General features: G+C 74.3%; 20 protein-coding genes and 1 pseudogene. 11 read left to right on the top strand and 10 right to left on the bottom strand.

What is annotated here, in order from left to right:
• Window positions 1-62 precede the first annotated feature (62 nt).
• Window positions 63-1,022, bottom strand: a complete 960-nt coding sequence (gene fabD / locus KSF81_RS07295; RefSeq protein ID WP_217378415.1) for an ACP S-malonyltransferase — start codon at window positions 1,020-1,022, stop codon at window positions 63-65.
• 366 nt (window positions 1,023-1,388) lie between these two features.
• On the opposite strand from fabD, the gene KSF81_RS07290 reads away from it, so the two are divergent.
• The gene (locus KSF81_RS07290) at window positions 1,389-2,144 is read left to right on the top strand and encodes a DUF4239 domain-containing protein (protein ID WP_217378414.1); all 756 of its coding nucleotides are present in this window, start codon (window positions 1,389-1,391) and stop codon (window positions 2,142-2,144) included.
• Window positions 2,145-2,203: 59 nt separating this feature from the next.
• Here the strand turns inward: KSF81_RS07290 and KSF81_RS07285 are convergent, their stop codons facing one another.
• From KSF81_RS07285 to KSF81_RS07275, 3 genes are all read right to left on the bottom strand, one after another.
• Window positions 2,204-2,710, bottom strand: coding sequence for a hypothetical protein (locus tag KSF81_RS07285; protein WP_217378413.1), 507 nt, complete (start codon window positions 2,708-2,710; stop codon window positions 2,204-2,206).
• Window positions 2,691-3,023 (bottom strand): hypothetical protein, encoded by a 333-nt coding sequence (locus KSF81_RS07280; RefSeq protein WP_217378412.1) that lies wholly within the window; start codon window positions 3,021-3,023, stop codon window positions 2,691-2,693. The genes KSF81_RS07285 and KSF81_RS07280 overlap by 20 nt, the downstream gene beginning before the upstream one ends.
• Window positions 3,024-3,392: 369 nt before the next feature.
• Window positions 3,393-3,977 (bottom strand): hotdog fold thioesterase, encoded by a 585-nt coding sequence (locus KSF81_RS07275; RefSeq protein ID WP_217378411.1) that lies wholly within the window; start codon window positions 3,975-3,977, stop codon window positions 3,393-3,395.
• A 352-nt stretch (window positions 3,978-4,329) separates the two neighbouring features.
• On the opposite strand from KSF81_RS07275, the gene KSF81_RS07270 reads away from it, so the two are divergent.
• The 6 genes from KSF81_RS07270 to KSF81_RS07235 are packed head-to-tail and all read left to right on the top strand — an operon-like array spanning window position 4,330 to window position 16,986.
• Window positions 4,330-5,592: a glycosyltransferase gene (locus tag KSF81_RS07270; RefSeq protein WP_217378410.1), complete on the top strand. Its 1,263-nt coding sequence runs from the start codon at window positions 4,330-4,332 to the stop codon at window positions 5,590-5,592.
• Window positions 5,589-10,910, top strand: coding sequence for a type I polyketide synthase (locus KSF81_RS29230; RefSeq protein ID WP_254453403.1), 5,322 nt, complete (start codon window positions 5,589-5,591; stop codon window positions 10,908-10,910). Before KSF81_RS07270 ends, KSF81_RS29230 begins: the two co-directional genes overlap by 4 nt.
• On the top strand, window positions 10,879-13,287 hold the full coding sequence (locus KSF81_RS07250; RefSeq protein WP_375293367.1) for an SDR family NAD(P)-dependent oxidoreductase: 2,409 nt from the start codon (window positions 10,879-10,881) through the stop codon (window positions 13,285-13,287). Before KSF81_RS29230 ends, KSF81_RS07250 begins: the two co-directional genes overlap by 32 nt.
• Window positions 13,284-14,606: an aminotransferase class I/II-fold pyridoxal phosphate-dependent enzyme gene (locus tag KSF81_RS07245; protein WP_217378408.1), complete on the top strand. Its 1,323-nt coding sequence runs from the start codon at window positions 13,284-13,286 to the stop codon at window positions 14,604-14,606. Before KSF81_RS07250 ends, KSF81_RS07245 begins: the two co-directional genes overlap by 4 nt.
• A 4-nt stretch (window positions 14,607-14,610) precedes the next feature.
• Window positions 14,611-15,732 carry a hypothetical protein gene (locus KSF81_RS07240; protein ID WP_217378407.1) on the top strand — a complete coding sequence of 374 codons (1,122 nt, stop codon included), beginning with the start codon at window positions 14,611-14,613 and terminating at the stop codon, window positions 15,730-15,732.
• Window positions 15,733-16,986: a capsule biosynthesis protein gene (locus KSF81_RS07235; protein ID WP_217378406.1), complete on the top strand. Its 1,254-nt coding sequence runs from the start codon at window positions 15,733-15,735 to the stop codon at window positions 16,984-16,986.
• A gap of 32 nt (window positions 16,987-17,018) precedes the next feature.
• On the opposite strand, the gene KSF81_RS07230 is transcribed toward KSF81_RS07235, so the two are convergent.
• The 4 genes and pseudogenes from KSF81_RS07230 to KSF81_RS07220 all read right to left on the bottom strand — a co-directional run bounded on the left by KSF81_RS07230 (window position 17,019) and on the right by KSF81_RS07220 (window position 20,968).
• Entirely contained in the window at window positions 17,019-17,978 is a 960-nt protein-coding gene (locus KSF81_RS07230; protein ID WP_254453918.1) for a bifunctional diguanylate cyclase/phosphodiesterase, read from the bottom strand.
• Window positions 17,971-19,056, bottom strand: coding sequence for a GGDEF domain-containing protein (locus KSF81_RS29225; RefSeq protein ID WP_254453402.1), 1,086 nt, complete (start codon window positions 19,054-19,056; stop codon window positions 17,971-17,973). The genes KSF81_RS07230 and KSF81_RS29225 overlap by 8 nt, the downstream gene beginning before the upstream one ends.
• 209 nt (window positions 19,057-19,265) lie before the next feature.
• Complete coding sequence (locus KSF81_RS07225; protein ID WP_217378404.1) at window positions 19,266-19,586, bottom strand: HU family DNA-binding protein; 321 nt, start codon at window positions 19,584-19,586, stop codon at window positions 19,266-19,268.
• A 550-nt stretch (window positions 19,587-20,136) separates the two neighbouring features.
• Window positions 20,137-20,968: pseudogene (locus tag KSF81_RS07220) on the bottom strand (aldo/keto reductase).
• 45 nt (window positions 20,969-21,013) lie between these two features.
• Between KSF81_RS07220 and KSF81_RS07215 the strand changes: the two are divergent.
• A complete protein-coding gene (locus tag KSF81_RS07215) occupies window positions 21,014-21,616 on the top strand; it encodes a hypothetical protein (RefSeq protein WP_254453401.1) in 603 nt (200 codons plus the stop codon).
• Window positions 21,617-21,647: 31 nt separating this feature from the next.
• Here KSF81_RS07215 and KSF81_RS07210 read toward each other — a convergent pair whose 3' ends face one another.
• Entirely contained in the window at window positions 21,648-22,574 is a 927-nt protein-coding gene (locus tag KSF81_RS07210; RefSeq protein WP_217378402.1) for a 3-keto-5-aminohexanoate cleavage protein, read from the bottom strand.
• Between the two features lie 72 nt (window positions 22,575-22,646).
• Window positions 22,647-23,066 carry a DUF2171 domain-containing protein gene (locus KSF81_RS07205; RefSeq protein ID WP_217378401.1) on the bottom strand — a complete coding sequence of 140 codons (420 nt, stop codon included), beginning with the start codon at window positions 23,064-23,066 and terminating at the stop codon, window positions 22,647-22,649.
• 122 nt (window positions 23,067-23,188) lie between these two features.
• Between KSF81_RS07205 and KSF81_RS07200 the strand changes: the two genes are divergently transcribed.
• The 3 genes from KSF81_RS07200 (at window position 23,189) to KSF81_RS07190 (ending at window position 26,432) form a co-directional block, all read left to right on the top strand.
• Window positions 23,189-23,953, top strand: coding sequence for a sulfite exporter TauE/SafE family protein (locus tag KSF81_RS07200; RefSeq protein ID WP_309139494.1), 765 nt, complete (start codon window positions 23,189-23,191; stop codon window positions 23,951-23,953).
• Between the two features lie 179 nt (window positions 23,954-24,132).
• Window positions 24,133-24,720 carry a peptidoglycan-binding protein gene (locus KSF81_RS07195; RefSeq protein ID WP_217378399.1) on the top strand — a complete coding sequence of 196 codons (588 nt, stop codon included), beginning with the start codon at window positions 24,133-24,135 and terminating at the stop codon, window positions 24,718-24,720.
• A gap of 272 nt (window positions 24,721-24,992) precedes the next feature.
• Window positions 24,993-26,432, top strand: a complete 1,440-nt coding sequence (locus tag KSF81_RS07190; RefSeq protein WP_217378398.1) for a sorbosone dehydrogenase family protein — start codon at window positions 24,993-24,995, stop codon at window positions 26,430-26,432.
• Window positions 26,433-26,700 lie beyond the last annotated feature (268 nt).

The following is a 26,700-nucleotide window of genomic DNA, read 5'->3' as shown; positions in this document are numbered from 1 at the left end:
TTCCAGTGGCCTGCTAACCCGCTTCCTTCGCCGGTGATCCAGCGAACTTCGCGGGCAGGACACTAGAGGCTCTTCAGGAAAGCCTCGACATCGGCGGGGGTGCCGATCGCGGTGGCGCTGGCCTCCGGCGCATTGCGCTTCATCAGCCCGGTCAGCACCTTGCCGGCGCCGAGTTCGGCGAAGCGGTCGCAGCCCATCGCCGCCATGGCCGCCACGCATTCGCGCCAACGCACCGTGGCGGTCACCTGGCGCACCAGCAGGTCGCGGATCTCCGCCGGGTCGGTGGCCTTGGCGGCGCTGACATTTGCCACCAGCGGCACCAGGGGCGGGGCCAGCCGCGCCGCCGCCAGCGCCTCCGCCATCGCATCGGCGGCCGGCGCCATCAGGGCGCAGTGGAAGGGCGCGGAGACGGGCAGCAGCATGGCGCGCTTCACCCCGGCCGGGCCGGCCGCCGCCACCGCGCGCTCCACCGCCGCGCGGGCGCCGGAGACCACCACCTGGCCGCCGCCATTGTCGTTGGCGATCTCCACCACCTCGGCCTCGCCGGTTTCGGGGTTGGTGCGCGCCGTGTCGCAGATCGCCTCGGCCTGGGCGAGGTCGGCGCCGAGCAGGGCCGCCATGGCGCCGGTACCGGGCGGCGTCGCCTGCTGCATCGCCTCGCCGCGCAGCCGCAGCAGCCGGGCCGCGGTGGCGAGGTCGAAGGCCTGGGCGGCGGTCAGCGCGCTGTATTCGCCGAGGCTGTGCCCGGCGACCAGCGCCACCCGGGCGGCCAGGTCGAAGCCGCCCTCCTTCTCCAGTACCCGCAGCACCGCGACCGAATGCGCCATCAGCGCCGGCTGGGCATTGGCGGTGAGGGTGAGTTCCTCCGCCGGCCCCTCGAACATCAGCTTGCCGAGCTTCTGCTTCAGCGCCTCGTCCACCTCCTGGAAGACCTCGCGGGCGGCGGGGAAGGCGGCGGCCAGGTCGCGGCCCATGCCGGGGGCCTGGCTGCCCTGACCGGGGAAGACGAAGGCGAGCGCCATGCGCGGCTCCTCAGATGGTTCGGCCGGCGGCCGGTTGGGCGCCGGCCCTAGCCCCCGGTCACGGCCCTGTCAACGCGGGAGAGGCGGCAGCACGCCCATGCTGCGCAGCCCCATGCGCCCGGGCGCGGCCCCGGCGGCGTGGAGGCCCCGCCATGGGGGCCGGTTTGCCGGGGTCGCCATCAACCCCGGAGGGGCGAAGCGCCCGGGATTTTCACCATTGCGGAGCCGGGCCCATTGCGGGCACGGTTTCATCCCGCTGCGGCGGTTTCCCGTCGCGGGAGGGGCCGGCAGGCTAGGCGCCGGGCGGCACCCGGGCGGACACCCTTGCCACACCGGCCGGACCACCGACACGCGGAGCGCCACCGCATGCGCGACCCCATCGTTTTCGTCACCTCGCTGCCGCTTCCGGCGATGGCGGCGCTCTGCCTCGGCACCACGCTGCTCCTGGCGCTGGCCGGCGCGATGGTCGCCCGCGGCCTGCGCGCCCGGCTGGGGAGGGACATGGTGCTGGCGGTGCCGCCGGTGGGTTTCTGCGGCGTGCTCTTCTCGCTGGTGACCGCCTTCCTGGCCGCGAATGTCTGGGACGATACCGGCACGGCACGACGCGCCGTGGCGGCGGAAGCCGCGGCCCTGCGATCCCTGAACACTGCCCTGACGGTCCTGCCGGCGGATGAGGCCGCGCCGGTCTGGGCCGCCCTCTCGGCCTATGTGGCGGAGGTGGTGGGGGCCGAATGGCCGGCCATGTCGGGCGGCGCGGCCGATCCGGCCGCCGGGCGGCGCCTCGCCGAGCTCCGCCGCGCGGTGCGGGCCCTGCCATCCTCCTCCGACCAGCTCCGTGCCCTGCACGCGGTGGACTCCATCACGGAGGACCGCGACCACCGGCTGATCCTGGCCTGGGAACACACCAGCCCCCTCAAGTGGTTGGCGGTGCTGGTGATGGGGAGCCTGTTCCTGACGCTGCTGCCGCTCAGCCTGGCGGCGCGGGGCCGGGGAGTCGCCCTGGCGCTGACGGCGCTCTGCATGGGCACCATCCTGTTCACCGTGGCCGCCTATGACCGGCCCTTCACCGGCCCGCAATCCGTCTCGCCCCGGCCGTTGCTGGATGCCGCGGTGCCGGAGTGACGGCGCGGGGCGGGGCGGCGCGTGCGACCGGCACCGGACCCGATGGTGGCCGGCCTTCGTCAGGGGGGCGGGCCGGCGACCTCGGCGGCAATGGCGGCCGCCGCCGGCCGGGTGGCAGCGGGCAGCGCCCCCTGGACCGCTTCCTGCATCGCCGGGGACAGCGGCATCGCTGAGGAGGAGGAAGCGGCATCCTCCGGCGGGGGCGGCGGTGGCACCACCACGGGCGGCGGCACATGTCCCGGCGGCGACGCCGGGACCGCAGCGGCAGGAGCCGCTGCCGGGACGGCGGGCGCGGCCGGGGGGCGCGGAGCGCCGGGGTCCGTCGCGCGGAGCGCGCTGGGGTCCGTCGCGCGGAGCGCGCTGGGGTCCGTCGTGCGGAGCGCGCCAGGGTCCGTCGTGCGTGGCGCGCCAGGGTCCGTCGTGTAGTCCGGCACGATGCGGGCCTGGTTGCCGGCGATGACCAGCACCCGCTGGCCGATGGCAAGCGGCACCGTATCCCGCTGCGTCACCGAGACCAGCTCGCCGCGGCTGTTGCGGACCACGTATTCAAAGGCCTTGGCGTCCACCGCCGTATGTTCCGCCGCCTTGCCGATCACGCCGCCGATCAGCGCGCCCCCCGACCCCGCCCAGCGCCGAGACGATGCCCCCGCCCGGCGCCTGCGCGCCCAGCACCCCGCCCGCCGCGGCGCCCGTGGCGGCGCCGGTCGAGCCCTCGGCGGTGATGGCCACGTCGCGCCGGCCGATGACGGTGCCCTGCTCGACCTTGTTGGCCTGCTGCACGGCGCGGGTGGCGTAGGTATCCGGCGAATAATCGGTGCGGCAGGCGGCGAGCAGGGCAAGCGCCGCAACCAGGAGGGCCGGGTTCAGGGCATGAGGCAAGGCGGATCACCCCTTGGGGAGGCGCGGCGCCCAGGGGCGGCCGGGCCGGATCTGGTGCCCGCAGGCCGGGGCGGCGGCGCCCTGCGCGCCTCGGCAGGGTCGAAACCCGCGAAAGGACTGGTGCTGCCAGAGAGGATTGAACTCTCGACCTCTCCCTTCATCCCACCTCGGCTTTCGCCGCCGCCTTTCGGCGTTCGTGGGCTGGACTATCCCTTCACCATGGGCCGAAGCCTGTAGGTGCCACCCGTCTAGTCTCTACACCTTCCCTCTCGGGCTTGGCTCGGGATTACCAGCGAAGGCTTCCCCGACTTTGGGCGGTTATCATCCCCGCGTTTCCGCAGGGCGAGGCAAATCTACCAAGGGAGTGCTCTACCACTGAGCTACGGCAGCGCGGAGCGGGGTATGCACCAGCTTTCCGGAAGGCGCAACCCTGGGAAACTCCCATGGCCATGGCGGGGTGCCCCATTGAGCTTCAAGCCGCGCTTCCCGGCCCCCAGGCCGGAGGGGCCGGCACCCCCTCATGCCTCCTGGCGCAGCGCCCGCACCGCCGTGGTCAGCCGGGAGACGCAGCTCAGCACGCCATCCCCCCCGTCGGATCTCGATCTGCCAGACCTGCAGGCTGCGGCCGAGCTGCAATGGCCGGCACAGCGCCTCCAGCGCATCGCCCGGGCGGACGGCGGCCAGGTGGTTGGCATTCACCTCCACACCAAGGCAGGTCTGGCCCTCCGGCACCGCCAGATGGCCGCAGAGGGAGCCGATGGTCTCGGCCAGCACCACGCTGGCGCCGCCATGCAGGAGGCCGAAGGGCTGCACATGCCGCGCATCCACCGGCATCCCGGCGCGGGCGAAATCATCGCCGATCTCCAGGATGCGGATGCCGAGCAGGCCGGGCAGCGTCCCTGCGGGCTGGTCCTGGAAAAGCTCCGGCGACAGGGTCCGCTTCCAGATGGTCACGACATGGCATCCTTTCCCTGGCAGGCCGCGGGGCCGGCGCGGCATGCCACAAGCCGGCCGTGCAGCGAAGCGCCGCGCCACTGGCATTCGCAACCCGGGACTCGCGCAATGGTTGACCGGGGGTTTCTGCACACGGTAGTGAGAGCAGTCAGCAGGCCATGGCGGGGTTCCACCCGGGCTCGCCCCGGAGGCGCCTCGCGACGCTGGGCCCGAGGCGTGCTGCGGCGAAGGAAGCGGGCGGTACGGCACACTTTCTGGAGCGGGCTTACCGACTGTGCACGTCATCCTCGACGTTTCGCGTCTTCTCTTCTGCGTGCACCGCGCCTCCCCTTCGGGAATCGACAGGGTCGAGATGGCCTATGCGCGCCATTGGATCGCCCGGCCCGCCAGTGCCTGCACCTTCGTCGCGCAAAGCGCCTGGGGCTGGTTCGCCGCCCTGCCACGCGGCCGGGTGGCGGCGCTGCTCGATGCGCTGGAGGCGGCTTGGCAAGGCGCCCCTCCGGCAGCCTCCCACCCGGGCGGCGCCGGCCCGCAGCGGGTGGCGCGGCGCCTGGCGCTCGGCCTCCAGGCCGGGCTGGCCTGCGGCGCCGGCCGGGCAGCGCTGCGCGCGGCACTGGCCAAGGGGCTGGCCAATGCGCGGCGCCCGGTCTTCCTGCTGGTATCGCATCGCGCGCTGGACCATGGCCGGCCCATCGCGGCGCTGCGCCGGGCCGGGGCGGCCTTCGTGCCCTTCGTGCACGACCTCATTCCGCTGACCCACCCGGAATATGCACGGCCGGCGCAGGTGGGCCGGCATGCCCGGCGGATCGCCACCATCGCCGAGCAGGCCGATGGCGTCATCGTCAACTCCGCCGCCACCGCCGCCACGCTGCTGCCGCACCTGGCACGGCACGGCGCCGCGGCGCCGCCGCTCGCCGTCGCACCGCTCGGGATCGAGCCCTGGCGGGCCTCGCCCTTCAGCCTGCCGACCGAGCCCTATTTCGTCTGCCTCGGCACCATCGAGCCGCGCAAGAACCACCTGCTGCTGCTGCATCTCTGGCGCGACCTGGCGGCCCGGCTCGGCCCGGCGGCGCCGCGCCTGCTGCTGCTCGGCCGGCGCGGCTGGGAGAACGAGAACATCCTGGACCTGCTCGACCGCTGCGGCGCGCTGGGCGGCCTGGTGCGGGAGATCGGCACCGCCGGGGACCGCGAGGTGACGGCGCTGCTCGCCGGCGCCCGCGCCCTGCTCTTCCCGAGCTTCGCCGAAGGCTATGGCCTGCCGCTGGCCGAGGCGCTGGCACTCGGCGTGCCGGCCATCTGCAGCGACCTGCCGGCGCTGCGCGAGGTGGGCGGCGCGGTGCCCGACTACCTCGACCCGCTGGACGGCCCCGCCTGGCGCCGGGCGATCCTGGACTATGCCACCCCTGCCTCCGCCGCCCGCGCGGCGCAACTGGCGCGGCTCGGCGCCTGGCAGAAGCCCGCCTGGGCCGAGCATTTCGCCGAGGTCGAGGCGCTGCTGCAGGCGGTGGTCGCCGTCCCCGCCCGCGCCGGCGCGCCCGCCCCTGGCCGCATCCCCTCGCCGCTGATGCAGCCCGCCCCGCTCGGCGCCGTCACCCTGGACACCACCGCCGCATGAGCCGGAGCCCGGCCCCCCATTCCGCCCAGCGGCCGGCCCCCAGGCCCCGCCGCCGCCCGGATTGCGCCATCGCCATCGTCGGCGCCGCCTGCCGCCTGCCGGGGGCCCCCGACCTCGATGCCTATTGGAACCTGCTGGCCGAGGGGCGGGACGCCGTGGGCCAGGTGCCGGCGGAGCGTTTCACCCAATCCGCCTTCACCCATCCGCGCCGCGGCGAGCCGGGCAAGACCTATAGCTTCGCCGCCGGCACCCTGCCCGACATCGCCGGCTTCGACCCCGCCGCCTTCGGCATCTCCCCGCGCGAGGCGGCGGAGATGGACCCGCAGCAGCGCCTGCTGCTGGAAGTGGCGGCCGAGGCGCTGGAGGATGCCGGCTGGCCGGCCTCGACCCTGGCGGGCAGCGGCACCGGGGTTTTCATCGGCGCCTCGCTGACCGATTACGCCGACCTGCGCCAGGCCGATGCCGCCTCCGGCGACCGCTACTTCATGACCGGCGGCGCGCTTTCGGTGCTGGCCAACCGCATCGGCAATGTCCTCGACCTGCATGGCCCGGCACAGACGGTGGATACCGCCTGTTCCTCGGCCCTGGTGGCGCTGCACTGGGCGGCCGAGGCGCTGCGCGCCGGGCGGCTGCCGGCGGCGCTGGTGGGTGGGGTGAACCTGCTGCTCTCGCCCTTCCCCTTTATCGGCTTCGCCCGCGCCGGCATGCTCTCCCCGGCCGGCCGCTGCCATGCCTTCGATGCCCGCGCGGATGGCTATGTGCGGGCCGAGGGCGCCGGGCTGGTGGTGCTGAAGCGGCTCGACGACGCGCTGCGGGATGGCGATGGCGTGCGCACCGTGATCCTCGGCTCCGGCGTCAATGCGGCGGGGCGCACCGTCGGCCTCTCGCTGCCGAGCCAGGCGGCGCAGGCGGCGCTGATCCGCCAGGTGATGGCGGAGGCCGGCGTCACCCCCGACCGGATCGGCTATTTCGAGGCGCATGGCACCGGCACCGCCGCCGGCGACCCGATCGAGGCCGCAGCGCTCGGCGAGGCGATGCGCGCCCGGCGCGGGCCGCCGCTGCCGATCGGCTCGGCCAAGACCAATATCGGCCATACCGAGCCCGCCTCCGGCATCGCCGGGCTGCTGAAGGCGATGCTGGTGCTGCAGCATGGCCGCATCCCACCCTCGCTGAATTTCGAGACGCCCAATCCGAACATCGATTTCGCCAAGCTCGGCCTGCGCGTGCCGGTGGCGGCGGAGCCGCTGCCGCGCCGGGCGCGCGCCGTGGTCGGCGTGAACAGCTTCGGCTTCGGCGGCACCAATGCCTCCGCCCTGCTCGGCGCCGCCCCCGCCGCGCCCGCGGCCGAGGCCGCATCCACGCCGGAGGCGCTGCCGCCGCTGCTGCTCTCGGCGCATTCCGCGGCGGCGCTGCGGGCGCTGGCGGGGCGCTGGCAGGTGCGGCTGGCAGATGCGCCGGCGCCGCGGCTCGGCCGGCTGCTGCGCGGCGCCGCGCGGCATCGCGACCTGCTGCCGCACCGGCTGGCGGCGCGCGGCGGGGATGCGGCGGCGCTGGGCGGCGCGCTGGCCGCCTGGCGGGCCGGGGCGGCGGCGGCCATCGCCGGGGAAGCCCCGCGCGGCGGCCGGCGCATCGCCTTCGTCTTCAGCGGCAATGGCGCGCAATGGGCCGGCATGGCGCGGGAGGCGCTTGCCGCCAGCCCTGGCTTCCGCCACGCGATCGAGGCCGCCGATGCGGCGCTGGCCCCGCATCTCGGCTGGTCCGTCGTGGCGGCACTGGCGGCGGGCGCGGGTGCGGAGGCGCTGGCGGCCACGGACCAGGCGCAGCCGCTGCTCTTCGCGATCCAGCACGGCATCGTCGCGGCGCTGGCGGAGCAGGGCATCGCGCCCGCTCTCTGCCTCGGCCATTCGGTCGGCGAGGTCGCGGCGGCGCTCACCACCGGGCTGCTCGACCTGCCCATGGCGGCGCGGCTGCTGGTGGCGCGCAGCCGGCAGCAGCACAGGATGCGCGGCATCGGCCGGATGGCGGCGGTGGGCGGCGCGGCCGAGGCGGTGGCGCCGGTGCTCGCCGAATGCGGCGCCTTCCGCGAGGATGGCGCGCTCCGCGGCCTGGAGATCGCCGCCATCAATGCGCCCGGCGCGGTCACGGTGGCCGGCCCGGCCGAGGCTCTGCGGCAACTCGCGCAGATCGCGGCGGCGCGGCGCTGGAGCTTCGTCGAGCTCGACCTCGACTATGCCTTCCATACCGCCGCCATGGACCCGGTGCAGGAGGGGCTGCTGGCCGACCTCGCCGGCCTCGCCGCCAATCCGCCCGGCCTGCCGCTGGTCTCCACCGTCACGGCCGAGGCGCTGGACCAGGCCGGCTGCACCCCGGGCTATTGGTGGCGCAACCTGCGCGAGCCGGTGCGTTTCCTGCCGGCGCTGCGCCAGGCGATGGCTGAGCTGACGCCGCATGGCCCGGCGCTGTTCCTGGAGATCGGCCCCAACCCGGTGCTGCAATCCTATCTGCGGGAGGCGCTGCCGGAGGCCATGGCACAGGGCACGCTCTCGCGCCGCGACGGCGCGGGCGACCCCTTCCCCGGCATCGCCGACCGCGCCTTCGCCGGAGGCGCCGACCCGCGCGGCGGCCCCGCCTTCGCCGGCCCGGCCGAGCGCCGCGGCCTGCCGCATACGCCCTTCGACCGGCAACGCGTCTGGCACACACCCTCAGTGGAGGCGGTATCGCTGGTCGACCCGGTGGCGGAGCACCGCCTGCTTGGGTTCCGGCAGGGGCCGGAGCCTGGGCTCTGGAGCCGGCACCTCGATACCGCTCTGGAACCCTGGCTGGCCGACCACCGCCTGGCCGGGGCGCCGGTGCTGCCCGCCGCCGCGATGCTGGAGATGGCGCTGGCCGCCGGCGCCGCCCGCCACCCGGAGGCGGCGGCGCTGGAGCTCCGCGAATTCACCATCCATCACGCCCTGCCGCTGGAGGCGGAGCATGCGCGGGAGGTGCAGGCGGCGCTGGATGCCGAGGGCGGCTTCTCGCTGCGCAGCCGCCGCCGCCTGGCCGAGGCCGCCTGGACCCTGCATGCCGAGGGCCGCGTCGCGGCCGTGCCGCGTCTGCCGGATGTCGCGTTCGGCACCGCCGCGCCGCGGCCGCCTGCCGCGCCCGGGCAGCGGCCCGCCGACACCAGCCCATTGCCAGGCCGGCCCGATGCCAAGCCCCTGTCGCAGGGCTCCGATACCCTCGCCGGGCCAAGTGCGCCCGGCACCCCGCCGCATCCCGACCAGCCCGAGGTTGCAGCGGGGCCGCGCCCCTCCGCCGCCCTGCCGCCCCTGCCGCCGGCCGGCATCGGGGCGCCCGCCGCCGGCCACCGCCTCGGGCCAGCCGAGGTGCTGGCGCTGGCCGCCGCCGCCGGGCTGGAATACGGCCCCGCTTTCCAGGCGCTGGAGGGGGTTTCGGTGGATGCCGCCGCCGGCCTCGCCCTCGCCCGGCTGCGCCGGCCGGAGGCGGCGCCGCCGGATGCCGATTTCCTGCTCCACCCAGCCCGGCTGGACGGCGCCCTGCAAGGGCTGATCGGCCTGCTGGCGGAAAGCCCCCCTGGAGGCCGGAACCGGCATGGTACCAGTGCGGGTGGCCCGGCTGGTGCTGCGGCGCGGCGCCGGCCCCGCCGCCAGCGCCGCCATCCACCGCACCACCCGCGGCCAGCGTGGCGCGGCGGCGGATCTCGTGCTGCGCGACGCGGCGGGTGCGCCGGTGGCGGTGCTGGAGGGCTGCTGGCTGCAACGCATCCGCCTGCCCGGCCATGCCGATGCCGCCAGCGCCGCCTTCCATGTCGACCTGCTGCCCGCCTTGCCCGGCCCCAATGCCGAGGCGCCGGCGGGCCTCGACCTGGCCGCCGCCCTTGCCGCCGCCCGGGCCCACGACGCGACGCTCGACCTCACCGAGCCGGCGCTGCTGCTGGAAGGTTTCTGCGCCGCCGCCGCGCATGCGGCGCTGAGCACGACGCCGCCCTCCGGCGCCTATGCCCGCGCCCTGCTGGAGGAACTGGCGGCGGATGGGCTGGCCGCCGCCAGCCCGGCCGGGCTCCGCCCCGTCCCGGCGCCGGACCTGCCGCCGGCCGTCGAGATCTGGCGCCAGGTGCATCTGGAACAGCCCGGCCTCGCCCAGGACCTGGCCTGGCTGGCGCTGGCCGCCGAGCGGCTGCCGGGGCTGCTGTCGCGCGACCGGACCGCGGCGGACGAGGCCGATCAGCCCGGCGCCGGCCCGCCCGCCGCCGCCGCCGGGCCGGACCGCCTGGCCCGGGTGCTGGCCGAGGCGGTGGCCGCCTTCGCCGCCGGCTGGCCGCGCTCACGCCCATTGCGGGTGCTGGAGATCGGCGCCTGCGGCGGCACGCTGACCCCGCGCCTCGCCGCCGCGCTCACTGCCAGCGGGCTGCGGGTGCTGTATTGCGCCGCGGCGCTGCCGGGCCGCAGCGTTCCGGCCGCGCCGCCCGGCCTGGAATTCACCGCCACCGAGTGGGACCCGCTGGGTGCCGAGCCGCCGCCCCTGGTGGCCGATCTGGTGGTCGGCCTCGGCGCCGGGGCCGGGCTGCGGGCCGGCGGCGCCCTGCCGGCGGCGCTCCGCCAGGCAGTGGCCCCGGGCGGCGTATTGCTGCTGGCGGAGCCGCTGCCGGGCCGGGTCTGGGATTTCTGCTGCGGCCAGGACCCGGCCTGGTGGGCCTCGCCGGGCGGCGCCTCGCCGCTGCCGGGCGCCGAAGCCTGGGGCGCGGCGCTGGCCGCCGAGGGCTGGTCGGCGCCGGCGGTGCTGCGCCTGGTGGCCGCGCCCTGGCCGGCCGCGCTGATCGCCGCCCGCGCGCCGGCCGGCGCCGCCGTGCTGGCCGCGCCGGTGCTGCGGCGCGTCGCGCTCTTCGCCGATGCCGGCGCCATGCCGCTGCGGGGCGCCCTGGCCGCCGCCCTCACCGCGCGTGGCGCCACCGTGATCGGCGGCGACTTGGCGGCGGCCGCCGGCCTGCCACCCCGCGCCCTCCAGGGCAGCCTGGTGGTGGCGCTGGCCGGCGGTGGCGCTGCGGGGAGCGGGTCCGGCGCGGCCGCGAGGGATGGAGCCCAAGTCGGAGCCGCCCGGACCGTGACCGGCGGCGCGGCCAGCAGCACCGGCATTGGGGAGGCCGAGGTCGCGGCCATTGCCGGGAGCCTCGCCGCCCTCGCCAAGCTGGCCGCCGCGGCCGAGGGCGCGGCCGCCGGCTTCCGCCTCGTCACCCGTGGCGGCCAGCAGCCCGAAACCGGTCGGCACGATCCTGCCGGCGCCGCCGTGTTCGCGCTCGGCCGGGTGCTGGCCAATGAGCATCCGGGGCTGAAGCCGCGCCGCATCGATCTCTGCCCCGGCCTCCCGCCCGAGGCCGCCGCCCGCCGCCTGGTGCCGGAACTGCTGCATGACAGCGATGCCGAGGCGGAGGTGACGCTCATCGCCGAGGCCAGGCTGGTGCCGCGCCTCCGCCCTGGCCTGCCGCCGGCGGCGGCGCCCGCAGGCCCGGCGCGGCTGGCGGTGCGGCAGCCCGGCCAGCTCGGCTCGCTGCACTGGCAGCCCCTGGCGGAGCCGCTGCCGCCGCCCGGCCCCGGCGAGGTGGCGCTGCGCATCGAGGCGGCGGGCCTCAATTTCCGCGACCTGATGTGGGCCCAGGGCCTGTTGCCGGAGGAAACCCTGCTGCCCGGCTTCGCCGGCCCCGGCCTCGGCATGGAATGCGCCGGCGTGGTCGAGGCGGTGGGCGAGGGCGTGGAGCTCCGCCCGGGCGACCGGGTGTTCGGCGTCGCCCCCGCGGCGCTCGCCACCCATGCGCTGACCCGGGCGGAGGCGCTGGCGCCGCTGCCAGGCGGGATCGACCCCGCCGCCGCCGCCACCGTGCCGGTGGCCTTCCTCACCGCGGTGCATGCGTTGGAAGAACTGGCGCGAATCGAGCCGGGCGAGCGGGTGCTGATCCATGGTGGTGCCGGCGCGGTGGGGCTGGCCGCCTTGCAGGTGGCGCTGGCGCATGGTGCGCGCGTCGCCGCCACCGCCGGCACCGCCGCCAAGCGCGCCTTCCTGCGCGCCGCGGGGGCCGAGATCGCGCTCGATTCCCGCGACCCCGGCTTCGCCGACCTGCTGCGTGCCGAATGGCCGGACGGCGTGGATATCGTGCTGAATTCCCTGGCGGGGGAGGGGATGGAGCGCTCGCTCTCGCTGCTCCGCCCCTTCGGCCGCTTCCTCGAACTCGGCAAGCGGGATTTCGTGGAGAACCGCCGGGTGGCGCTCCGGCCGCTCCGGCGCAATGCCACCTTCTTCGCCGTGGATGTCGATGAGCTGCCGCGCGCCCGGCCGGCGCTGGCGGCGCGGCTGCTGGCCGGTATCGCCAGGCGGCTGGCGGAGGGCAGCTTCCGGCCGCTGCCCGCCACCGAATACCCGGCCGCCGAGGCCGAGGCTGCCTTCCGCACCCTCCAGGCCAGCGGCCATATCGGCAAGCTGGTTCTGCGCCCGCCCCCGGCCGAGGCGGCGGAGCGGCGCGCCCCGGCCCTGGCGGGCGCCGCGCGCGGCACGGTGGTGGTGCTGGGCGGCACCCAGGGTTTCGGCTTGGCCACGGCGCGCTGGCTGGCGACGCAGGGCGTGCATCACCTGGCGCTGGTCTCGCGCTCCGGCGCGGCGGCACCGGGGGCGGAGACGGCGGTGCGCGGACTGGCGGCGCTCGGCGCGGCGGCCAGCCTGCATGCCTGCGATGCGGCCGATCCGGCGGCGCTGGCCCGCTGCCTGCAAGCCATCCGCGCCGCCAGGCCGCCGATCCGCGGCGTGGTGCATGCCGCCGCGGTCTTCGCCGATGGCGCCGCCGCGACGCTCGACCCGGTCCGCGCCGCCACGGTGCTGGCGGCCAAATGGCAGGTGGCGGAGAACCTGGACCGGCTGACGGCGGAGGACCCGCTGGCGCTGTTCCTGCTGTTCTCCTCGGCCACCGTCGCGGTCGGCAATCCCGGCCAGGCCGCCTATGTCGCCGGCAATGCGGCGCTGGAGGCGCTGGCCCGCCGCCGCCGCGCCGCCGGGCGCCCGGCCACCGCCATCGCCTGGGGCCCGATCGCCGATGCCGGGGTGCTGGCCGCGGATGCCACCACGGCGGAGGTGCTGCGCCGCCGTCTCGGCGCCACGCCGATGCCGGCCTCCGAGGCGCTCTCCGCCCTGCCCGCGCTGCTCGCCGCCGGCCCCGCCTGCCTCGGCCTCGCCCGGCTGGCCTGGGCGGAGGCACGCGCGGTGCTGGCCGTGCTGGAGGAACCCGGCTTCGAGGCGGTGCGCGCCGCCGGCGCCGTGGCGCCCGATGCCGCCGATCTCCGCGCCCGGCTGCGCGCCGCCCCCGAGGCCGAGGCGCTGGCCCTGCTGCGGGAGACACTGGCGGCCGAATTGGCACGAATCCTGCGCCTGCCGGCGGGCAGCTTGGCAGCCGAGGTGCCACTGGCCGGGCTCGGGCTCGACAGCCTGGGCGGCATGGAGCTGCGGACGGCGCTGGAGGGACGGCTCGGCATGCCCGTGCCGCTCTCGGCCGTGACCGAGACCCTGACCCTCGACCTGCTGGCGCGGCGCATCGCCGAGGCGTTGCGCGCGGCACGGACGGAAGCCGGCGTGATGGCGTTGATCGAGGCGCATGAGCCGATGCCGGCCGAGCCCGTCGCCGCCCCACCCCCGGGCAAGATGGAGGCTGCATGACCACCGGTTTCGGCCTCACCGCCGCCGCCCGCGCTGGGCTGCTCGCCCGGCTGGCGAAGCGGCGCGGCGAGGAGGAGGGCGCCTCACCCGCCGCCAGCCCCGGCCGCGACCTCCGCACCCTGCCCGGCGCCAGCGATATCGAGATGGTGCGGGAGGCCGGCGCGGCGCTCGGCCTGGAAAGCCCCTTCTTCCGGCCGCATGAGGGGGTGGCCGGGGCGCGCAGCATCATCGGCGGCCGCGAATACCTGAATTTCGCCTCCTACAACTATCTCGGGCTGAATGGCGATGCGCGGGTCGCCGCGGCGGCCAAGGCGGCGATCGACCGGCATGGCGTCTCCGCCTCCGCCTCGCGCCTCGCTTCCGGCGAGCGGCCGGTGCATGCGGCGCTGGAGGCGGCGCTGGCCGCGCTCCATGGGGCGGAATCCTGCCTCGCCTTCGTCAGCGGCCATGCCACCAATGTCACGGTGATCGGCCATCTGATGGGGCCACGCGACCTGATCCTGCACGATGGGCTGATCCATAACTCGGTGGTGGAGGGGGCGCGGCTCTCCGGCGCGCGGCGCATCGCCTTCCCGCACAATGACTGGCGCGCGGCGGAGCGCGAGCTGGCGGCGCAGCGGCGGCGGCACAACCGGGCCCTACTGGTGGTCGAGGGCCATTACAGCATGGACGGCGACGTGCCGGACCTGGCCCGCTTCATCGAGCTCGCCCGCACGCATGACGCGCTGCTGATGGTGGACGAGGCACATTCGCTCGGCGTGCTCGGCGCCACCGGGTGCGGCGTGGCCGAGCAATGCGGCGTCGATCCCGCGGGCGTCGATATCTGGATGGGCACGCTCTCCAAGACGCTCTCGGCCTGCGGCGGCTATATCGCCGGGCGGCGGGCGCTGGTGGAGCTGCTGCGGCACTCGGCGCCGGGCTTCGTCTATTCGGTGGGGCTCGCGCCGCCCCTGGCCGCCGCGGCCGAGGAATCGCTCCGCATCCTGCAGGCCGAGCCCTGGCGGGTGGCGCGGCTGCAGGCCAATGCGGCACTCTTCCTGCGGCGGGCGCGGGAGGCGGGCTTCGATACCGGCTCTTCCGCGGGGCTCGGCATCGTGCCCGTCATAACAGGCAGTTCGGTCGCCGCGGCGCGGATGGCGGCGGCGCTCTTCAAGGCGGGGGTGAATGTGCAGCCGATCCTCTTCCCGGTGGTGCCGGAACGCTCGGCGCGGCTGCGCTTCTTCCTCTCCGCCGAGCATGACGCGGCGGCGATCGAGCAGACCATCGTCGCCCTGATCGCCGCGCGCCGGGCCGGGCCGGCCGGGCTGGCCGCCGAATAACGGGATGGAGGTTCGGCCGGTCGCCACGCGGGCGGAGGCCGCGGCTTTCCTGCGCCTGCCCGCGCGCCTGGGCGGCGAGGCGGCCGGCTGGTCCGTGCCGCTGCTGCTCGACACCAGGCGCTTCTTCGACCCGGGCTTCAATGGGCTGCTGCGGGACCATGCCGTGGCGCGGTTCCTGGCCTGGCGGGATGGCCGGCCGGCCGGGCGCATCGCCGCCGGCTGGCACCATGGCGACCTGGTCGGCAACTTCGGCTTCCTGGCGCTGGAGCCCGACCCCGCGGTGCTGGAGGCGCTGCTGCGCGCCGCCGGCGCCTGGCTGGGGGCGCATGGCGCGGCGCGGCTGCGCGGGCCGCTCAGCCTGACCATCAACCATGAGGTCGGCGCGCTGGTGGAGGGCTTCGGCCGGCCGGGCATGGTGCGGATGCCGCGCACCCCGCCCTGGCTGCCGGGGATGCTGGAAGCCGCCGGGCTCGCGCCCGAGAAGGACGTGCTGGCCTGCACCCTGACGCTTGCGAAGGAACGCCACCGCGCCCGTTTCGGCCCGTTGCTGGCGCGCTGGCCGGAGGCCGCCGGGCTGCGGGTCAGGCCCCTCGACTCTGCCCGGTTCGAGGCCGAGATCCGGCTGGTAACGGCGCTCTACAACGATGCCTGGGCGGCGAATTGGGGCGCCGTGCCGGTGGGCGAGGCGGAGGCCGCCACCATCGCCCGGCTGATGCGGCCGCTGCTCCGCGGCGGCGCCATCCTGATCGCCGAATGGCAGGGCGAGCCGATCGGCGTGCTCTCCCTGCTGCCCAATCTGGAGGAGGCGACCGAGGGGCTCCACGGCCGGCTGCTGCCGCTCGGCTGGTGGCGGGTGGCGCGGGTGGCGCTGCTCGGGCGGAGCCGCAGCGGACGCGTGCCGATGCTCGGCATCAGCCGGCGCTGGCGCGGGCATCCGGTCTCGGCCATGGCGGTGGGGGCGCTGCTGAACCGCGCGATCACCCTCGCCATCGGGCGCGGCTGGGAGAGCCTGGAGATCAGTTGGATCCTGGAGGACAACGCCGCCATGCTGCAGACCATGGCGCGGCTGCCGGCGCCGGTGACGGGCCGCTGGCGGATCTATGGCGCGCCCATCGGGGGCGCCTGAATGGCCGAGGCCCCGCCGCGCCGCTTCCTGTTCCTGCAAGGCCCGATCAGCCCCTTCTTCGCCGAGACCGGCGCCGGGCTCCGGGCGCTCGGCCATGCGGTGCACCGGATCAACTTCTGCCTCGGCGACCGGCTGTTCTGGCGCGGCCCGGGCGCGGTGGACTACCGCGGCCGGGAGGAGGACTGGCCCGGCTTCCTCGGCGGCTTCCTGGAGGCGCGGCGCATCACCGACCTCGTGCTGCTGGGCGAGCAGCGGCCGCTGCACCGCGCCGCCATCGCCCTGGCGAAGCAGCGCGGCATCGCGGTGACGGTGACGGATTTCGGCTACCTGCGGCCAGACTGGATCGTGCTGGAACAGGATGGCATGGGCGCCGAAAGCCGCTTCCCGCGCGCGCCGGAAGCGATCCGGGCGCTGGCCGCCGCCTGCCCGCCGGCGGATCTCGCGCCATGCTTCCAGGATGACTTCGCCACCCAGGCGCGCTGGGACATGGCCTATCATTTGGCCTCGCTGCTCAAGTGGTGGCCCCTTGCGCCCTTCCCGCATTACCGCCGCTTCCTGCTGCACCATCCGGTGCCGGCCTATCTCGGCACCGGGCTGCAATTGCTGCGGCGCGGGCGGGAGACGCGGCGGGATGCGGCGCTGCTGGAGGCACTGCGCGGCCAGGGCCCGCTCTTTCTCTTCGCCATGCAGATGGAGACGGACTACTCGGTCCGCGCCTATTCCCGCTTTCCCGACAACGACACCGCCATCGCCGAGGTGGTGGCGAGCTTCGCCCGCGCCGCCCCCGCCACGGCGCATCTGCTGGTGAAGCTGCATCCGCTGGACCCCGGGCTGAAGCGCTGGCGGCGGCGGATCACGCGCATCGCGACGGCGGCGGGGGTGGGACCGCGCGTGCATTTCCTGGGCGGCGCGCTGCCGGCCGATGCGGCGATCCTGGCCTGCCGCGGCATCATCACCATCAACAGCACGCTCGGCATCCGGGCGCTGCAACTGGGGCGGGCGGTGCGGGTGCTGGGCCAGGCGATCTACGACGTGCCCGGCCTGGCCTGGCAGGGCGTGGCGGATGACTTCTGGCAGGAGGCGCCGCCGCCGGACCCGGTGCTGGCCGGGGACTTCATCCGCGCCATCGCCACCTGCCTGCAATCGCGCGGCGTCTTCTATGCCCGGCCCGGCCTGGATGCGGCTGTCGCGGCGACGGTGCGGCGGCTGCATCTCGGCCTGGTCGGCGTGCCGCTGCCGGAGCCCGCGGGCTGAAAGGCCGGGCCGGGCGCGGTCCGGCCCTGGATTCACGCCAGGCCGAGGACGCCATTGGGCGGTGTCGCCTGTCGGATCAGCCACGGCACCGCCTCCGCCGGGACCGGGCGGCCGAACAGCCAGCCCTGGCCGCCATCGCAGCCGAGCCGGGCCAGGGCATCGGCCTGGGCCTGCTCCTCGACCCCCTCGGCGACCGTCTGCAGGCGCAGGCTCTGGCCGAGGCCGACCACCGCGGCCACGATCTTGTGGCTGTCCGGGTCGCGGGTCATCGCGCTCACGAAGCTCGCGTCGATCTTCAGCTTGTTGAACCGCAGCGCCTGCAGACGCGCCAAACTGGAATATCCGGTGCCGAAATCATCGAGCACGAGGCGGACGCCAAGCGCCGCCAGGCTGCCCACGATCTCCCGGGCCAGGTCGAAATCGTCGATCAGCGCGCTCTCGGTCAGCTCGATCTCCAGCCGGTGCGGGGGCAACCCGGTTTCCTCCAGCACGGTCCGCACCATCCCCGCCAGGACGTGGCTGCGGAGTTGCAGCGAGGAGACGTTCACCGCCACTAGCAGGCCCTCCGGCCAGGCGGCGGCCGCGCGGCAGGCCCGGCGCAGCAGGCCCTCGGTCAGCGCGGCGATCAGGCCGATATCCTCGGCCATCGCGATGAACTCCTTCGGCGGCACCATGCCGCGGGCGGGGTGCGGCCATCGCGCCAGCATCTCGAAACCGGCCAGCCGGCCGGAGGCAAGGTCCATGACCGGCTGGAAATAGGGCACCAGCTCGTCCCGCGCGACGGCGCCCCGCAACTCCGTCTCGAACAGGATGCGCGCCCGCAGGCAGGCATCGAGGTCGGCATCGAAGAAGCGGAAGCAGCCCCCGCCCTCCGCCTTGGCGCGGGCGAGCGCCCGGGCGGCGCGGCGGATCATGGTCTCGGGGATCTCGGTGTCCTGCGGCGCGAGCGCCACCCCGATGCTGCAGCCAAGCTGGACCGTGGCCTCATCCAGGGCGAAGGGCGGCCTGAGCGCGGCGACCAGGCGGCAGGCAAGGTGCGAGGCGGCCTCCGGCCCGTCGCCCCCCCAGATCGGCGACCACGGCGAATTCGTCGCTGCCGAGCCGTGCCACGGCATCGCCATCGCGGGTCACGCCGCGCAGCCGCTGCGCGACATCCTGGATGATGCGGTCGCCGGCGGGCTGGCCATACAGGTCATTGACCCGCTTGAAGCGGTCGAGGTCGACCAGCAGCAGCGCCGCCGAGCCGCCGCGGCGGGCGCGGCCGATGGTCCGCGCGGCTTCCTCCAGCAGCCGCCGGCGATTGGGCAGGCCGGTGAGCGCGTCATGGGTGGCGAGGAATTCCGCGCGGCTCTTCGCGGCGCGGCTTTCGCAGGTGCGGCGCCAGGCCACGAAGGCGGGCAGCAGCCCGGCCAGCAGCACCAGCGCGGCGACGCCGAGCTGGACGACGAGGAAGGCGCGCCGATGGAATTCCTGCTTCGCGGTCTGGTCGACATAGACCTCGGCCACGCCGATCTGCGTGCCGCCCCGGCGCGCCGGCACATAGGCCTCGGCGTAATAGGCGGGGCGGTGCGGCGCGGTGCCATGTTCGGCATGCACCTGGACGCCGCCCGCGAGCAGCCGGGTGGCGGCCTCGCTGCTCCCGAGGTGGGAGGCGAGGGTACCTTCGAAGCTCTGCGGGTCTTGCGGATCGTCCGAGACGAAGACCAGCTCGCCGCGCCCGTTGAACAACTGGAAGCGGAACACCTCGCCGCCGCGCTGGGCCTGGGCCAGGGCGGCCTGGGCGCCCGGTGACGGTTCCTGATGCGCCAGCAGGGCCGGCAATTCGTCGCCCAGCGTTTCGCCCAGGGCCACCGCCCAGGCCCGCGCGGTGGCCTCGGCATCGGCACGCAGCACCCAGGCCGCGGCACGCTCGTTCAGCACCGCGCCGCCCGCCGCGAGGAGCAGGGCGGCGAGCGCCAGGGCAAGCGGCAAGTAGGCGTCACCCCTCGGCAGGCGCGGCAAGCGGCGCCGGGCAAGGGCGACCGCGCGCATCACTGCGCCTGGCGTTGCGGCATGGGCGGCGTCCTGCATGGTGGTTCGTTCCTGAATCGGAAACGAAATCACCAAGAACTCTGCCGTATCTCAATTGAAACAGATGTGTGCAGCGAGATCGTTATCGAAATTATCAACGAATTCGCATCACGGCCCCGCCGCGAGGTCCGGGGCTCCCGTTCCGGCGGGCAATGGCTGCGCCGCTTCGGCCCGCGTCGCGATCCGCCGCGACGCGGGCCAGGCGGTGGTCAGACCGCTTCCTTGAGTTCCTTGGAGGGACTGAAGGCCACCTTCTTGCTGGCCGCGATCTCGATCGGCTGGCCGGTCGCAGGGTTGCGGCCGGTCCGCGCCGGGCGGGCGCGCACCTGCAGGATGCCGAGGCCGGTCAGCCGGACCTTGTCACCATTCTTCAGGCGCTCGGTCACCGCCTCCACCAGGCCGGCCAGCATCGCCTCGGTCTGCTTCTTCGTCAGCCCGTGCTCCTCGGCCAGGCCCGGGGCGAGCTGCTTCAGGGTGATGGTGGCGGCGGCAGGCTGCTTCGCCGGCGCGGCCGGCTGCTTGGTTGGCATGGGAATGATGCTCCACTGGTGGTCCTGATCATCCGGGATAACGGCAGCCGCGCCAGATGCAAAGCGGACATGCTGCCCCGCCGCATCGGAACCTTGGCGGAAGGTCGCGCAAGGCGCCGAACCACGGCCCTGATCCCGCGCGATGCCGCCGCCGGAAACATTACAATCCAGTGGCCCGAAACTAGTTTCCGCCATGGAACCCGAATTTGCCAATCCTGGCCTGGATGGCTTCGGGTAGGCCTTGACCCATCAGAGTATCCATCTCTTTGAGAGATCAGGTATTCCGGCATCCTTCCACGATGCAGCCAAGCATTTGCAGGATATGCTTGCACGGCAGAGGTGTGGCCTTACCCCCCCTGGATGCGCTTCTTGGCAGGTGCGCTTGGTTCCAGCATGGACCCTATGCGTATCGCGGCCGTGGCCCTCCAGCGTGCCATTTGACGCTCGCACGCCGATTCGCCCCCTGCCGGGCGCAATTCGGCGCCTATGGTCCGAGGAATCCAGCGCCCAGGCTCGACATCGAATCAGAGGGGGACCGGACTCCGGCCTGTCACAGCATCGCCAACCCACGCTTCCGCCGTGGCGGCGGGAAGGCGGCATCGAGCTCGGCCAGGTCCGCCGCCGTCAGGGCGAGGTCGCGGACCGCGGCATTCTGCCGCACATGCTCCGGATCGGCCGCCTTGGGGATGCTGACCACGCCCGGCGCCCGCAGGGTCCAGGCGATCGCCACCTGGGCCGGGGTCGCGCCATGCCGCGCCGCCACTGCGCGGAGCGCCGGGTGCCGCAGCAGCGCGCCGCCCTGGCCTACCGGCGAATAGGCCATCACCGGCATCGATCGTGCCCGGCAGAAGGGCAGCAGGTCGAATTCCGGGCCGCGATGCTCCAGGTTGTAGAGCACCTGGTCGGTGGCGCAGTCCGCCAAAGCGGGGCCCAGTTCCTCCAGGTCCGCCACATCCAGGTTCGAGACACCCCAGCGGTGGATCTTGCCGGCGGCGCGCAGCCGCTCGAAGCCCACGACCGTCTCGGCCAGGGGGGATGCCGCCACGCCAGTGCAGGAGATAGAGATCGATCCGCTCCACCCGGAGCCGCCTCAGGCTGCGCTCGCAGGCGGCTTCCAGCTTCCGGCCGCCGGCATTCTGCGGATAGACCTTCGAGACCAGGAACACCTCCTCCCGCCGGCCGGCGATGGCCTCGGCCACCACCTCCTCGGCGCCGCCCTCGCCATACATCTCCGCCGTGTCGATCAGGTCGAGGCCGAGATCGAGGCCGAGCCGCAGCGCCGCGGCCTCCTCGGCCCGCCGCGCCCCGCGCTCGCCCATGTGCCAGGTGCCCTGGCCGAGGGTGGGGATTTCGGTGCCGTCCGGCAGCCGCAGCTTCGTCATTCGGCGCTCTCCCGCTATTGCCTTATCATCGGGGCCATGCGCCCCATGGCAACCCTGCTCCCGCTCCTTGCTCTGCTCGCCACGCCTGTCGCCGCGCAGGTGAACGAGCAATTCGGCTCCTGGCGCCTGACCTGCGCCAGCGACCGGATGACCGACCGGACGAACTGCACGCTGCTGCACCAGCAACCCGTGGAGCGGAGCGAAGCAGGGCGGCCGGCCCTGGCGCTGGAGGTGATCGACCGCGGCGGAAGGCTGGTGCCGGCGGTGACGGCGCGCGACCTGACGCTGGAAGGTGCCGCGCGCGGGTTGCTGGCGCTGGCGGGCACGGCGCAGCTCCGCTTCCCGCCGAACCGGCTGTTCGAGATGCCATGCGGGCTGGAGGGCCGCTCCCTGATCTGCGCCCCGCGCGCCGAGGAGGCGGCGCGGGCCGAGCAGGAATTGCCCGGGGCCGACCGCGTGCTGGTGCGCATGCTCGGCCTCAGCGGCGGCAACAGCATGGCGGAGCCCACCGAATTGCGCCTCAGCAACACCGCCGAGGCCCTGGCCCGCTACCGCCGCGAGGTGCCGCCCGGCAGCGTCACGGCCGAGCCGCCCGGCCTCGATGCACGGGAACTGCTGCAGCGGCTGCGGCAGTTCTTCGGCCATTGAGGATGCGCGCGGCGCGCCGCCGGCGCCCGGTTCAGAACCCGACCTTGTCGCCGCCCTTCAGCGCCAGCATCTGCCGCGCCTCGGCGGGCGTCGCGATCTCCAGGCTGAGTTCCTCCAGGATGCGGCGGATCTTCGCCACCTGCTCGGCATTGGATTTCGCCTGCACGCCCTTTCCGGCCCAGAGGCTGTCCTCCAGCCCGACGCGCACATTGCCGCCGAGCATCCCGGCCATGGTGGTGAAGGGCATCTGGTGCCGCCCGGCCGCCAGCACGGACCAGACGTAATCCTTGCCGAAGAGCCGGTCCGCGGTTTCCTTCATGAACATCAGGTTGCGCGGCTCGGCGCCGAGGCCGCCCAGGATGCCGAAGATGGTCTGGGTGAAGAGTGGCGGCTCCACCACCTTGCGGTCCAGCATATGCGCCAGGTTGTAGAGGTGGCCGACATCGTAGCATTCGAATTCGAAGCGCGTGCCATGGGTCTTGCCCAGCCGCTGCACGATCTGCTCGATATCCTGGAAGGTGTTGCGGAAGATGAAATTGGTGGTGCCCTCCAGATAGGGCTTCTCCCAGTCATGCTTCCATTTGGTGATGCGCGCCGCGCTGGGGGCGATGTTGAAGTTCATGCTGCCCATGTTGAGGCTGCACATCTCCGGCTTCGCCAGCAGCGGCGCGGCCAGCCGCTCATCCACCGTCATGCCGAGCCCGCCGCCGGTGGTGATGTTGATCACCGCATCGGTGGATTGCTTGATGATCGGCAGGAATTGCATGAACACCGCCGGGTCCGGTGTCGGCCGGCCGTCATTCGGGTCGCGGGCATGCAGGTGGATGATGCTGGCGCCGGCCTCGGCGGCGGCGATGGACTGCTCGGCGATCTCCTGCGGGGTAATCGGCAGGTGGTCGCTCATCGAGGGCGTATGGATCGCTCCCGTCACCGCACAGGTGATGATGACCTTGGCCATGGCGCTTCCCCTTTCTCCGTCGCCCCGATTGTCCACGACAAGCGCGGCGGCGGGAAGGGGCCCCGGGCAGCGCTACCGCCTCGGGTCGCGGTCCTTGTTGCGGCTTGGCGTCTCCGGGAGCGGCTTGTCCGGGCGCGGGCCGGGCTCACCGGTCTGGCTGGTGCGGCCGCGGTCCTGATGCGCCATGGACTGGCCGCCGGTGCCGGTGAAGGGCCCGCCCATGCCAGCCGGCACATCGCCGCCAACCGGCGACTGCACCGCCGCCTCGCCTTCCCAGGACTGCCGCGCCTGATCGGCGGGCATGGTCAGCCGCACCGTATTGCCATCCACCGAGGCAATCATGGCCTGCGGCAGCCAGTGATGCTCGCCCCCCGCCTGGGGATCGCTGCGCCGCAGCTTGATGCGGTTGTGCTCGACATGGTCCACCGTGCCGAGATGCCCGCCGTCCGAGCCCACCACCTCCATCCGCGGACGGATATTGCCGAGATCCATGCTCCTGTCCTCCTGCCGTCCCGGTCAGGAACGGGCGAGCCCCGGCCGGGATGCGGCGCGGGCGGGGTCTTTCCGCAGGCGGGATGCCGCCGCATCCTGGCGGGGATGGAGCGGGGCATCCTGTGTCGGGACTGATCGCGGCGCTGCCGCAGGGCGCCGGGCTCGCCTGGCTGCTGGGCGCCGCCCTGGCCGGGGGGCTGGCGCGCGGCTTCTCGGGCTTCGGCGCGGCGCTGATCTTCGTGCCGCTGGCCTCGGTGGCGCTCGGCCCGCAGCGGGCGGCGCCGCTGATGCTGGTGATGGAGGCGGTGGCGATCGCCGCGCTCACCCCCGGCGCCTGGCGGCTGGCCGATCGGCGGGAAGTGGGCTGGCTCTCGCTCGGCGCCCTGCTCGGCACGCCGATCGGTGCCGCGGTGCTGGTGGCGGCCGATCCGCTGGCGCTGCGCTGGGGGGTGGCGGGGGTGATCCTGGCGCTGCTCGGCCTGGTGATGTCGGGCTGGCGCTTCCGCGGCCGGCCGGCGCCGCCGCTCGCCATCGGTGTCGGCCTGGCCGGCGGCGTGCTGGGCGGCGTGGCCATGGTGAGCGGCCCGCCGGTGATCGCCTACCTGCTGGGGCGGGAGGCCACGGCGCAGCGGGTGCGCGCCTCCTTCGCCCTTTATCTGGCGGCAGGCGGGGTGGTTGCGGGGCTGGCCTATGCCGTGGCGGGGCTGCTGACACCGGCGCTGCTGGCGCCCTTCCTGGTGGCGGCGCCGGCCTATGGCCTCGGCATCTGGGGCGGGGTGCGGGTCTTCGGCCTGGCCAGCGAGCACGCCTTCCGCCTGGCCTGCTACGCGATGATCGCGCTGGCGGCGCTGCTCAGCCTGCCGGCCTGGGACGGGGTGCTGCGATAGAGCGGATCGCCGCAGGGCGGAACCGCCAGGAGGCGTGAATCCGCTCTGCAAACAACAGGTTGCAGCAGCGTGCCGAACCCTCAATTCGGCACGCCGCTGTAGGGGCGCGGCCACCCCGGCTGCAACCGCGCCACCGCTTCGGTGTTGGGGCGGAAGGTTGCGCGGGAGGGCAGGGCGTGATGAGGCCGATCGGTGCGATGCTGGCCAGGGTGGCATTGGGTGGGCTGCTGGCGGCACCCCTGCTTGTCCCGGCGGCGCGGGCGCAGCAGGCGCCCTCCCTGACCTATTCCCAGCCCCTCGCCCCCGCCGCCGTGACATTGGTGCAGGAGCGGCTGCGGCAGATGGGCGCCTATGCCGGCCGCGCCGACGGTGTCTGGGGCCCGGACAGCCAAGCGGCGCTGGAACGCTTCCAGCAGGGCCACGGCTTGCAGGTTTCGGGCCAGTTGAACCAGGCCACCGCGGCGACGCTCGGCCTCGGCCCCTCGGAATTGCTCACGGCCGGGCCGGGCGCCGGCCCCGCGCCGGGCACCCCGGCGGCCATGGCGACCGAACCGCTGAGCCCGGCGGCGCTGCGGAACATCCAGCGGCGGCTGCGCGTGCTCGGCTTCTACCGGGGCGGGGTGGATGGGCTCTGGGGCGCCGGCACGCAATCCGCCATCGAGCGCTTCCAGCAGGGCCGCGGCTTGCAGGCCACCGGGCAGATCAATCCGGCGACCGCCCAGGCGCTCGGCCTCGACCCCAACAACCTGGACGCGCCGGCGCGGTAGCTGTGATACCGGGCGGCGGTTCATGAGCAGGGCGGCCCAGGCGGTGCCGGGCGCGTGCATGCGGATTTTGCCTACCTGACTGCTGCGCTGCCAGCGCCGCCCGGGCATGCGGCATGGCGGCTTCAGGCACCTGCCGCGATCCCCACGCCCGGCGCAAATCTGCGTCAGGCGGCACCGGCCGGCCTTGAGGCGGGCACGTTTACGGGGGAAGTCCCCGTGCCGATGCGGTCGCACGAAATGAACCGGGTCGCACGAAGTAATTCCGGGGCTGCATGTCACTTCGAATCTTCCTGCTGGCGTTCTGTCTCGCCGCGCCAGTTGTTTTCGTCGCGCCGCCACCGGCCGCAGGCCAGCGCGTGCCGACCTCGCGCGAGCAGGTGGCGCAGCCCGGTGGCCGCGTGCCGGGCGCGCAACCCCTCGCGCTCATGCGGATCGCCCATGGGTTCCGCGACCCCACCGGCGTCACGGCGGCGAATGACGGCAGCGGCCGGCTCTTCGTGACCGAGCGCGCCGGGCGCATCCGTATCGTGCTGCGCGACGGCACGGTGCTGCCCGAGCCCTTCCTCGACCTCACCGTGGCCGGTCCCGGGCTGCCCTTCCCGGAGGTCGCGGCGGGGTTCATCGAGCAGGGGCTGTGGTCCATGGCGCTGCATCCGCGCTTCCGGGAGAACGGGCATATCTTCGTGCATATCGCCTCGCTGCGGCAGAACGGGACCGGCATGGTGCTGCGCTACACCGTGGACCCGGAAAGCCCCGACGCGATCTCCGAACAGCGCGCCGAGGCGACCCGCCACCTGGTGCTGCGGATTCCGCAGCCGGAGGCGCACCACAATGGCGGCATGATCGCCTTCGGCCCGGACGGCTACCTCTATGTCGGGCGGGGCGACGGCGGTTGGCCCGCAGCCGCGCAGGAGCCGGGACGCGACCTCGGCCGGCTGATCCGCATCGATGTGGCGGCGGAGGATGGCCCCTACCGCATCCCGCCCGACAATCCCTTTCTCGGGCCGTTGACGGCATTGCAGGATTTCGCCATCCGCGCCGCGATGCAACTCGGCCTGGCCAGCCTGGATGCGCTGGAACGCTGGGTGCGGCCGCGGCAGCGGAGCTGGGCGATCGGCCTGCGCAATCCCTACAGCTTCCATTTCGACCACCGCACCGGCGACCTCTTCATCACCGATGTCGGCGAGGCACATTGGGAGGAGATCGACTGGCAGCCCGCCGGCTCCCGCGGTGGCGAGAATTATGGCTGGCCTCTCAATGAAGCGGCGTATTGCCGCCCGGCCACCGGACCCGAGGCGGATTGCGCCATCCATGGCACGCTGCCGGTGGCGCAGATTCCGCATATCCAGACCTGGCCGGGGGCGGAGCCCTTGCGGGCCGATTGGGGCTGTTCCGCGATCGGGCTCGGGGTCGCGAATTACGCCGGCATGACCTCCACCTATCTGGTCGGCGACTGGTGCTCCGGGCGGGTCTGGGGCCTTGCCTGGGACCAGGATGCGGAGCGCTGGCAGATGCAGGAATTCATGCGGACCCGCCTGCAATTCACCGGCGGCACGGTGGATGCCGAAGGCAAGGTGATCGCGGTGAACTGCAACTGCGCCTATGGCGACAATGCCGGCACGCAGAACCTGCCGGGATCGCTCTGGCGCTTCGTGCCGGCGGATGCGGTGCCGCCCGGCGCGATCCTGGCCGATGCGGCCGGCCCGGAATGACACGGACCCTGCGCTCCCTGCCGCGCTGGCGGCTTGTGGCCCTGCTGGCGGTGGCGCTGCCCTGCGGCGCCACTACCCATGGCACCGCCGAGAAGCCGGAATTCCTGGACGTGATCAGCGGCCGGGAGCTCGACCTCACGCCGCAGCCCGGCGAGACGCTGACCGATGCGGTGCTGGAATTCCGGTCGAGCGGCCACAACCGCTATCGCGGCGACGAGGCCGCGACCGAACAGGGGCGGCGCCTCTACATGGCGCGCTGCGCCTTCTG

The sequence above is a fragment of the Siccirubricoccus sp. G192 genome (assembly GCF_019084075.1).
In the GTDB taxonomy this organism is placed as follows: Bacteria; Pseudomonadota; Alphaproteobacteria; order Acetobacterales; family Acetobacteraceae; genus G192.
This window is presented reverse-complemented; position numbering and strand designations above follow the sequence as displayed.